Origin of the sequence: Marivibrio halodurans, from assembly GCF_017963645.1 — a bacterium.
GTDB lineage: Bacteria > Pseudomonadota > Alphaproteobacteria > UBA8366 > Aestuariispiraceae > Marivibrio > Marivibrio halodurans.
Map to the genome: position 1 here is coordinate 1 of NZ_JAGMWN010000020.1, position 1,358 is coordinate 1,358.

Sequence of the window (1,358 nt, forward strand, 5' to 3'; positions counted from 1 at the left end):
AACGTATGGCCCGCCCCGGCTGCAAGCAATAATCAGCAGATGACTCGACGAGTCTGCATAAACGTATCCGGCATTTCGGCACGGAGGCCGCCGCCAAGATGGAGATCCGCGCATCCCGATCCTCATAAAGGGGTCGGCCTCAGTGGGCCATTTTGCGCCGAAGGATTTCGGGATACCGATCGACTGTCAGGCCATCTTCCTTTCACCACTCGCAGTTCGCGGCGTCAGACGGAACGGCCGTCGGACGCGGTACTCTCAGACCAGCCGCTATACAGCCTGATATGTTCGTCCATGATGGAGCAGAGCCCAAACGATACGGGCCATCTTCGCGGCTAACGCAACGACCGCGACATTTGGGTGGCTCCGTGCGAGAAGCGCACGCAGCCAGGCGCCGATCGCCGTATCGCTTTTGGCGAGCCTGGGCATTGCGGAGCGCGCGCCTTGTATCAGTATCTTCCTCAGATATCGACTGCCCCGCTTCGTGATCCCCAGCAACTTTGGCTTTCCGCCCGTTGTCACTTGGCGCGGGACAAGGCCCAACCACGCGGCGAGATCACGCCCTTTTGAGAAAGTCTCCGCGTTGCCGACCGCAGCCACCAGCGCGGTCGCATTCAGAGCGCCAATCCCAGGAACCGTGGTCAACCGACGGGCACGCTCATCTGTCCGAGCCATGGCTGTGAACTCGGCGTCAAAGGCGGAGATGCGCCGGTCCAACTCTTCCCACCGTGTCCTCATGTCCGTCAGAAGGAACGACATACTCGGGCTTAGGGCGTCATCATCGAGCTCCAGTAGTTCATCCAGTCTCCTGCGTAAGCGAGCGTGCCCTTGCGCCACGACATGGCCACGCTCCAATAAGAGGCTCCTGATTTGATTGGTCAGCGACGTGCGTTCACCAACGAGACGGTCACGCACCCGATGTAGCGTCTGAATGTCGAGCTGTTCTTCGCTTTTGAGTTCCACAAAGCGCATGGTCGGCCGCGTGGCGGCTTCTGCTATCGCCTCGGCGTCCCGATCATCGTTCTTCTGTGCCTTGACGTAAGGCCTCACATATTCCGGCGACATCATCCGCACCTCGTGCCCCAATGCCACCAGTGCCCGCCCCATGTGATGGGCGCCGCAGCATGCCTCCATCGCCATCTTGCAGGAGGATAGCTTCGATGCGAGGTCGACCACCTTATCGCGCCGCATCCGTCGCCTCAAAACGACCGCACCGAGCTCGTCCAGCCCCACAACGCTGCAGCTGTTCTTGCCGAGATCAATACCGAGGATCACTATGTTCATGGCTCGCTCCTTCCTTCTTTGGATACCGACATCTTAAACAGATGTCGGCGGGAGGGGCGGGCCATCCATAAAGGGGG

At 60.0% G+C, this 1,358-nt stretch carries 1 protein-coding gene; it reads right to left on the bottom strand.

Annotated elements, in window-relative coordinates:
* Positions 1 to 267: 267 nt before the first annotated feature.
* On the bottom strand, positions 268 to 1,281 hold the full coding sequence (locus tag KAJ83_RS19155) for an IS110 family RNA-guided transposase (RefSeq protein WP_210683738.1): 1,014 nt from the start codon (positions 1,279 to 1,281) through the stop codon (positions 268 to 270).
* Positions 1,282 to 1,358: the final 77 nt, after the last annotated feature.